Source organism: Bacillus salitolerans (genome assembly GCF_042680805.1).
Classification (GTDB): domain Bacteria; phylum Bacillota; class Bacilli; order Bacillales; family SA4; genus Bacillus_CJ; species Bacillus_CJ salitolerans.
Genome location: NZ_JBHUEM010000045.1, coordinates 25,141 through 33,954, shown reverse-complemented (window position 1 = coordinate 33,954; position 8,814 = coordinate 25,141). Strand labels below are relative to the sequence as shown.

10 protein-coding genes are annotated in these 8,814 nt (G+C 36.0%); 9 read left to right on the top strand and 1 reads right to left on the bottom strand.

Going from position 1 to position 8,814, the window contains the following annotated elements; translation table 11 throughout:
- Positions 1–491 precede the first annotated feature (491 nt).
- The 7 genes from ACFSCX_RS17855 to ACFSCX_RS17825 all read left to right on the top strand — a co-directional run bounded on the left by ACFSCX_RS17855 (position 492) and on the right by ACFSCX_RS17825 (position 6,073).
- On the top strand, positions 492–1,274 hold the full coding sequence (locus ACFSCX_RS17855; protein WP_377929602.1) for a class I SAM-dependent methyltransferase: 783 nt from the start codon (positions 492–494) through the stop codon (positions 1,272–1,274).
- Between the two features lie 66 nt (positions 1,275–1,340).
- Positions 1,341–1,472 (top strand): YuzL family protein, encoded by a 132-nt coding sequence (locus ACFSCX_RS17850; protein WP_377929601.1) that lies wholly within the window; start codon positions 1,341–1,343, stop codon positions 1,470–1,472.
- A gap of 282 nt (positions 1,473–1,754) precedes the next feature.
- A complete protein-coding gene (locus tag ACFSCX_RS17845) occupies positions 1,755–2,357 on the top strand; it encodes a YpjP family protein (RefSeq protein WP_377929600.1) in 603 nt (200 codons plus the stop codon).
- A 244-nt stretch (positions 2,358–2,601) separates the two neighbouring features.
- Positions 2,602–3,807, top strand: coding sequence for an S-layer homology domain-containing protein (locus tag ACFSCX_RS17840; protein WP_377929599.1), 1,206 nt, complete (start codon positions 2,602–2,604; stop codon positions 3,805–3,807).
- 147 nt (positions 3,808–3,954) lie between these two features.
- Complete coding sequence (locus tag ACFSCX_RS17835) at positions 3,955–4,698, top strand: anthrax toxin lethal factor-related metalloendopeptidase (RefSeq protein WP_377929598.1); 744 nt, start codon at positions 3,955–3,957, stop codon at positions 4,696–4,698.
- 92 nt (positions 4,699–4,790) lie between these two features.
- Positions 4,791–5,585 carry a thymidylate synthase gene (locus ACFSCX_RS17830; RefSeq protein WP_377929597.1) on the top strand — a complete coding sequence of 265 codons (795 nt, stop codon included), beginning with the start codon at positions 4,791–4,793 and terminating at the stop codon, positions 5,583–5,585.
- Positions 5,582–6,073, top strand: a complete 492-nt coding sequence (locus tag ACFSCX_RS17825) for a dihydrofolate reductase (RefSeq protein WP_377929596.1) — start codon at positions 5,582–5,584, stop codon at positions 6,071–6,073. Before ACFSCX_RS17830 ends, ACFSCX_RS17825 begins: the two co-directional genes overlap by 4 nt.
- Positions 6,074–6,197: 124 nt before the next feature.
- Here the strand turns inward: ACFSCX_RS17825 and trhA are convergent, their stop codons facing one another.
- Positions 6,198–6,839 (bottom strand): PAQR family membrane homeostasis protein TrhA, encoded by a 642-nt coding sequence (gene trhA, locus ACFSCX_RS17820; protein ID WP_377929595.1) that lies wholly within the window; start codon positions 6,837–6,839, stop codon positions 6,198–6,200.
- Between the two features lie 96 nt (positions 6,840–6,935).
- Between trhA and iadA the strand changes: the two genes are divergently transcribed.
- Together iadA and ACFSCX_RS17810 are read left to right on the top strand one after the other, a co-directional pair.
- Positions 6,936–8,114, top strand: coding sequence for a beta-aspartyl-peptidase (gene iadA / locus ACFSCX_RS17815; protein ID WP_377929594.1), 1,179 nt, complete (start codon positions 6,936–6,938; stop codon positions 8,112–8,114).
- 24 nt (positions 8,115–8,138) lie between these two features.
- A complete protein-coding gene (locus ACFSCX_RS17810; protein ID WP_377929593.1) occupies positions 8,139–8,804 on the top strand; it encodes an SOS response-associated peptidase in 666 nt (221 codons plus the stop codon).
- Positions 8,805–8,814 lie beyond the last annotated feature (10 nt).

Below are 8,814 nucleotides of genomic sequence, written 5' to 3'. Positions count from 1 at the left end.
TTGATTGTAACGACTGCTGGAAGAACAAACGAAAAGTTGAAAAAACTTGCTTCGAACATAGCAATTGATTTAAATGAGGAATATATCCCGCGTCAAAAAGTCTCTGAAAGCCATGCCATGGAAGATATTATGAATAACCTGTTACATGCATTTGAAGAACATTGTGAATAAGGATGCCTCTAGGCGTCCTGTTTTTATAAGGTAACAAAGTATAAGTTTCTGGTGTTTAGTTTATACAATGTTACGGCTAAATCTAGCTCCAGCGCCCAGCCAATGTGAAATGGCGACGACCTATGCCATTTCATTCTACTCGAGGTCAAATACCCTGGCATACAATTAAAGGGAAATTTTTCATACCAGAACATTTGCTCTGTCTGAGGCTAAACGGGGCGCCCTGAGCCTTTTTCCAAATAGAGGGGTTCATACACATAAAAAAGACTAGGCAATCGCTACGTCCAAGTCTTTCTAATAGAACGAAATAGGTGAGCTCTTTGATTGTAACGACTGCTGGAAGAACAAACGAAAAGTTGAAAAAACTTGCTTCGAACATAGCAATTGATTTAAATGAGGAATATATCCCGCGTCAAAAAGTCTCCATTCAATCAATCCAACAACTTACGAAGGAGGATGTCTTAGTCGTAGGGAAAAATCGAATAGAGCTTTATATGGTCAGTCACAATGAGCCTATCTTTTTTCATCCGAACTCATCTATGTTTCGGATAAAACGATTATTACAAGGAACTTATGATCCATTTGTAGAAGCATGTAAGTTGGATGAAGGAATGACGCTTTTAGATTGTACAGTAGGACTTGGGTCTGATAGTATCATTGCTAGTTATAAAGTAGGACATACCGGATCGGTAATTAGTATTGAGGCTAACCAAATTTTAGCTTATTTAGTTCAGACAGGCTTAAAAACATGGGAAACAGATATTCCAGAGATGAATGATGCAATGAGAAGGATTACACTTTTACACTCCAATTTTCAAGATTATTTAAAGCAATGTCCATCAAAATCGGTTGATGTCATTTATTTTGATCCGATGTTTGAAGAAGAGCTAAAACATTCTCAAGGTATATCAGGTATAAAGGCACTTGCTATATACGATACTGTTACAAAACACGATATAGAAGAGGCTGTTCGTGTAGCGAGAAAAAGAATCGTTCTAAAGGACCATTGGAAAAGTGAACGCTTTGACATGCTAGGATTTAAACCGATTCGAAGAAAAACAGCTAGCTTTCATTATGGTGTGATTGAATTGGAAAATAAGTAACCTTGAATTACTGGCATAAACAGAGATAGGATTGGTTAGCTTATACGGTATGGAGGTGACAGTCACATGCCAAAAACGAAAAAAGATCCATCTAAAGGACCATTAAATTCGCCACATGTTGAAGGACAGGGGACTACTAATATCGAAACTGGATCAGTGACTATGGATTCTTCTCGGAAGCAAAAGAAGAAAGTATAGGCATCATACAAGATAAAAAAGACTCGTGAAAACGAGTCTTTTTTAATCTGTAATACATTCATAAATAAAGTACGCTAATATAGCAAAGCTTGTAATCGACAAAATTAATTCTACATTCATGAACTGATTCCTCCAAAGCGAAATATGTAATAATAACTTTAATATTAACATGATTTTACGTTTTTATAAATCATAAGAAGTTTGCGAAAGTTTTGACAGATTAATAGGCTAATATAGTATAATAAAAAGTAGTCAAAACTTAGATGAAACAGGGTGATAATGATGCCAACTTGGATTAGAAAATCCCTTGTGGTTATGTTTACGATCCTAACCTTTGGTCTTGTAACACCGCCACAATTAATCATTGCTGATGCGAAATCACCAGGCTCCCAAAAAGCAGATATTCAAGGTGATGCCATTAATCATGACTCACAATCACACGAACTAACAGCAACATTTATACATAAAGACAGTGAAAAGAATCACTTTCTTGAGCTTGCCATCACGGAGGCTGAACAACAATCAATAAAAAAATTCGGAACGACGATAGAGAAACGAATTGGTGATGAATTTAGAGTTATTATTTTACCTAAAATGGAAGAGGTAATCATGTCATTATCCGATGAACTTTCGGAGGAGCAACTCGCCAATCTTGTGATTACAAAGCAACCAACAGGAGGGACTAGTGAGAAGATTTTTCATATTATCGATGGTCAAACAGGAAAGGATCTCATTCGTTTTCACGTAAGAAGAGACCATCCTCCATTAGATGGATACTATTTTAATTTTCATTACCACACGAGTAAAGATCAATTTCAAGCTCACCATATATTAGGAGAAATATACTGGGATAAAAACACACCACCTAATTGGAATATCCAATAAGAAAAAGCTTTCACTTAAATGTAGCTCGTAGAGCTACGTTTTTTATTTGTTAGAAATGTAATAAAACTGTAATAAAAGGAAGCGAACCATTGATATCAAACTTATTGTGAGAAAATTTACTTTTATTATAAGTGCCTTTTTTCCAATTATTTGTAATGTAGGAAAATCTTAATCTACACAATTCGACAAATATGCTGTTATCATGTTAACTACAACAAAGACGAGACTAACGATGAGGTGTATTATGAAAAAGCTAATTATTACGACGAGCTTGGTTGGAACATTACTCTTTGGAGGACAGGCTCATGCTGATTCTACATATATCGTTCGAAGTGGCGATACTTTATCAGGAATTGCAAAGACATATCAAATTAGTGTAGATTCCATTCTTCAAGCCAATAAGTTGAGTTCGACAAATATATTTGTTGGACAGACGTTAACGATACCTTCTGATCTAGAAATTCCAGGAGTACCACTTGTTGAAGGAAGTACGATTATTAAAACAGGTGAACAATATTTAGGGGCTAGATATTTATTTGGGGCGAGTGAAACAAGAACAGATGCGTTTGATTGTTCCTCGTTTACTATGCGAGTCTTTCTAGAAAATGGAATCATCCTTCCAAGAATGTCGAAGGATCAAGCAAAAGCAGGAAAAGAAATATCCTTATCAGAAGCTAAACCAGGAGATTTATTGTTTTTTGATACGAATCGAAACGGTCAAATTAATCACGTTGGTATCTACGTTTCTCCGAATAAAATGATCAATTCCGCTTCATCTACTGGCGTTGCTTATGTTGATACAAAAGCATATTGGAATGCACGCTTCGTGAAAGCAGTACGTGTGTTACTTCCTCAACCGAATACTCAATATGCAATGACAGCAGCTAATGTATATGAAGGACCGTTCAGAGATATCTCTAACATTTGGAATAAGGAGCAAATTCTTTATCTCTATGATGCTGGGATCATACAGGGAAGTGGAGATCAGTTTCTTCCAAATGCTCAAACCTCCAGAGTACAATTAGCGGTTATGTTATTCAGAGCGTTACAGTTAGAAGAAACAGCATATGACGGAAGATTTTCTGATGTCTCCTCATCAGATTGGTATAGTGGACAGCTTATGACAATCGCTGAGACAGGTATGATTAAGGGTGAGGCGAATGGAACATTTAATCCAAATGGAAGTGTCACAAGAGCACAGGCTGCCAAAATGATTGAAGGCGCTCTAAAAGTAAAAGGGTTCGATGAATCTAAGCTTGATGCTACTAAATCAATCAATCAGTTTAGCGATTATTCTCGAATTCCAACATGGTCAATTGAGAGTGTCGATATTTTAGTAAAAGCGGATGTGATATCTGGTAAAGCGGATGGTTCATTTGATCCAAATGGAAATTTAACTAGAGCCCAAATGGTAAAACTTATTTATAAAATGCTTGAATTGACTAATTAAAGGGTTCCCTTTTAAGACCTATTCATCTTATTGAGTAGGTCTTTTTCCATGTTTTTCTTCTCCTCTAACTTAAAAACATATGTTATAATAATAAATATCAGAATATTTTAATTATTATGTAAAAATTGGATGGAAGGATTTTCAGCAATGAAGAAAATGACCTTTAGCTTACTTATCATAATGTTTCTGTTTATTCCTGTTGTTACAAATAACAAGATAGAGGCCAGTCAAGGTGGCCATCTATTGAAATATAATGAACAACTATCTACCGAACTACTATCTATTGAACATATTATATTACTCGAAGAAATCATTGTGTTACCAAACGAGTCGTTTTATAAAGATGATGCTATTCAAATGATTGAAAATGTATCGAAGATCCATCCTAACATACTCAAAAAAACAGTTGAAAACAAAGTGAAGCTAAAGCTATTTACAGGTTCCTTGACGGATCAACCTGGACTTACTCATTTAAAAGGAATAATGCCAAAAGGTTATGTTCGTTATACATGGGACGATGTTCCTGGAGCGGGTGGGGCTAAAATGGCTTACGCAAAAATTGGCCATAGTCATAAAGGAAAAGGACACGGTTCTATTAATCTTGAATTACATGAATTAGCCCATTCGATTGACAATCATGTTTTTAATTCTTTAAGGGATGACCAAGAATTTTTAAAAATTTGGAAGGAAGAATCCTCAGTTCTATTTCCTGACCAGCCTTATTTTATCAACCATGTAGAAGAATATTTTGCAGAGGTATTTGCTATGTATTATCTAAGTTTTTTTACTCAGACTGAGTTATATATTCATGCACCCAAAACGTACTATTATCTACAACAATTAGAAGCAGAAGAACCGTTTCCATTAGAAATGGCCATGATATTTCATTAAACACCAAATTACTTGGTGTTTTTTATTTTCCATAGAACCCCTTCAAAAATTTTAGTACAATAGATTGTATACATATATGGAGGGTGAGAACGGTGAAACAATATTTGGATTTAGGACAGCACATATTGTCCTCGGGTACAAAGAAAGAAGATCGAACGGGCACTGGAACGATTAGTACATTTGGTTATCAAATGAGGTTTAATCTTCAAGAGGGCTTTCCACTCATTACAACTAAAAAATTGCACTTAAAATCTATTATCCATGAGCTTCTTTGGTTTTTAACAGGCAATACCAATATCCAATATTTGCAAGAACATAATGTGAAAATTTGGAACGAGTGGGCAGATGAGGATGGAAACCTAGGACCTGTCTATGGGCATCAGTGGAGATCATGGACAACAAAAGATGGAGAGACAATCGATCAAATCTCGAATGTCATTCAGCAAATTAAACAGAACCCAGATTCACGTAGATTAATCGTAAGCGCTTGGAATGTTGGCGATGTTGAAAAAATGGCTTTACCACCTTGTCACTGCTTCTTTCAGTTCTATGTGAATGAAGGAAAACTTTCTTGCCAATTATATCAACGAAGTGCTGATTATTTTCTAGGAGTTCCGTTTAACATCGCTTCGTATGCTCTTTTGACAATGATGATTGCACAAGTTTGTGATTTAGAGCCAGGTGATTTCGTTCATACATTTGGAGATGTCCATATTTATTTAAATCACCTAGAACAGGTAAACGAACAATTATCCCGAGAACCTAAAGCACTACCTTTTATGAAAATAAATCCAACTGTTAAGGACATTTTTAAGTTTGCATATGAAGATTTTGAGTTAATGGGATATGAAGCACATCCACATATTAAAGGAGCTGTAAGTGTATGATTTCATTTGTCGTTGCCATGGATGAAAATCAGGTAATCGGTCGTAATAATGAACTTCCTTGGCACATACCCGGTGATTTAGCGTACTTTAAGAGGGTTACGATGGGACATTCTATAGTAATGGGAAGAAAAACTCATGAATCGATCGGGAGGCCACTTCCAGGAAGAGAGAATATTATCTTAACAAGAAATCTAGGCTATGAGTCGGAGGCATGTACCGTTATCCATAGTTTAGATGAAATAAAAGTCCTTGAACAGCATCATAAAGAGATTTTTGTCATAGGTGGAGCAGAAATTTTCAAAGAGTTACTACCAATTGCAGATAGATTGTACCTTACGAAAATTCATCATGAATTCGAAGGAGACACCTTTTTTCCAACTGTGAATTGGGAAGAGTGGTCCATTATTGAGCAGGAGACAGGTATAAAAGACGAAAAAAATCCTTATGATTATGAGTTTATTACGTATGAAAGAATGAAACTTAACTGATAGTTTCCTTCTTTATTTAGTCGAAAATTCTGTCTCCTATCCTAGTAGGCAGTTATGTAAAAATGGAGTCTGAGTCAACAACAAAAAAACCTCTCAATTTGAGAGGTTTTTAAAATACCTATTTTTATGGAAGTAAATAAAGTAAAACACTAAAGAAATGAGCAACTGTTCCACCAATTACGAAAAGGTGCCAAATGGCATGGTGAAATTTAAAACCTCTCCAAACATAAAACACAGCACCTATTGTATAAAGAACTCCGCCTGCAACTAACAGGATTAATCCATTTAGTGGCAAATTTGCCACTAATGGCTTCCATGCAAAAACGATAAGCCAGCCTAGAACAACATATAAAATGGTTGAAGTGAATAAATACTTTTTGACGAAAAAGGATTTGAATACGGTACCTCCGATTGCAAGTCCCCAGACGATTCCAAATAAAGTCCAGCCTAGCCACCCCTTTACAGCAATAAATAAAAATGGCGTATAGGTCCCTGCAATAAAAAAATATATGGAAGAATGATCTAGGATTTCAAAGAAATCCTTTACTTTTCCTTTTGGGAAGCTATGAACTAATGTCGAAGCAGTATATAATAGCACCATAGTAGCACCGAATAGTGTAAAGCTAACAACGTGCCAAGCAGATCCATAAAGGGAAGAATAGACAATCAGTAGAACTAATGCAGCAATACTTAATAAAGTACCTATACCATGAGTAATGGAATTGGCAATCTCTTCACCTTTTGAAAAAGTATGGGTTAGAGCCATTGCACTCATCCTTTCTATCTAAAACATATTATATATATTTTATCACACTAAAGTTTTCTAGAACAGAAATTAAATTAAAGGCTAAGGGGTCTAGACATGTTAACTTTGATTAAAAATGGAGAAGTGTATACACCTAATTATATAGGAAAGAAAGATCTCTTGATTGTGAATGATGTGATCGGTTATATCGAGGATGAGATATCTGCTCCCGAAGGTTTCGTGAAGATTCAGGTCATTGACGCTAGTGGAAAAATCATTGTGCCTGGATTCATTGACTCGCATGTCCACATCATAGGAGGCGGGGGTGAGGGTGGATTTAAAACGAGAACACCAGAACTACAGCTGACAGATGCTACAACAGCTGGTATTACGACCATTGTAGGAGTCATTGGAACAGATGGGACTACAAGATCGATGCCTGATTTAATTGCAAAAGCAAAGGCATTAGCTGAAGAAGGAATTACTTGTTTTGTCCATACCGGATCGTATCAAGTCCCGGTTAAAAGTGTGTTCACCAACATTGAAGATGATTTAATTTTAATCGATCAAATTATTGGTGTTGGGGAGATAGCAATTGCAGACCATCGATCATCACAGCCTACCGCTAGTGATATTGCCAAAATTGCAGCGTCAGCAAGAGTAGGAGGTATTCTATCTGGTAAAGCGGGAATTGTAAATATCCATATTGGTGATAGTCCTACAAAATTATCATTATTAGAAGAAGTGGTCGATACAACGGATATACCGATCAGACAATTTCATCCAACTCATATAAATAGAAATAACGAGCTTTTTTACGCGGGAATTGAATTTGCTAAAAAAGGTGGATTTGTTGATTTCACAACTAGTACAGTAGAGCGTTTTCTCGACAAAGGAGAGATGAAGTGTAGTAAAGGATTAAAAATCATGCTTGATCATGGGGTGCCGATTGAACAAATCACCTTTACTTCTGATGGCCAAGCAAGTTTACCAGAATTTAATGAAAAAGGTGAATTTATTGGATTACAAGTCGGAAAAGTCAGCACTCTTTTTAAAGAGGTAAGAGACGCCATAATCGATGAAAATATTCCTTTAGAAGTAGCGATAAAAGTCATTACATCAAATCCAGCCAAGGTATTAAAACTCATCAAGAAAGGTTCCATAAACGTAGGAATGGATGCTGATTTGGTATTTTTAAATAAAGAAAGTTTGATGATCGATAGCGTCATTTCAAAAGGGCAGATGATGGTCAGAGACGGTAAGGTCGAAGTGAAAGGGACGTTTGAATCATATTAAGTATAGAGAGGAGTTATTTCTAGGATGTGTGGACGTTTTACTTTAACAGCTAAATTAGAAGAACTGATGGAGCGTTTTCAATTTCAAAATGACATACAGGAAGAATACGAAATTAGTTATAATATTTCGCCTAGTCAGTCAGTCTTGGCTGTAGTCAATGATGGGATATCTAACAGAGCTGGCTATATTAGATGGGGATTAGTTCCTTCTTTTGCCAAAGATGAGAAAATAGGTCAGTCCATGATAAATGCAAGAGCAGAAACACTTCATGAAAAACCTAGTTTTAAGCGACTATTAACAAGAAGAAGATGCATCATTGTAGCAGATAGCTTTTTTGAGTGGAAGAGGACAAATGGGAATAAACATCCAATGCGTTTTACACTCGATCACGATCAACCATTTGCTTTAGCTGGCTTATGGGATAGATGGCAGACAGAGAATAAAACACTCGTTACCTGTACGGTTATTACGACCAAGCCTAATCGTTTGGTTGAAGGTGTTCATGACCGAATGCCCGTTATTCTATCGAAGGAAGCTGAACAGCTTTGGCTTAATCCTTCCGAGAAAGATGAGACTAGACTGTTAAGTGTATTGACTAGTTTTCCAGAAAGTAAGATGAACGTGTATGAAGTTTCTTCTATTGTCAACTCACCTAAAAATAATATACCTTCCTGCATTGAAGCGATTTAACTAGGTAGAA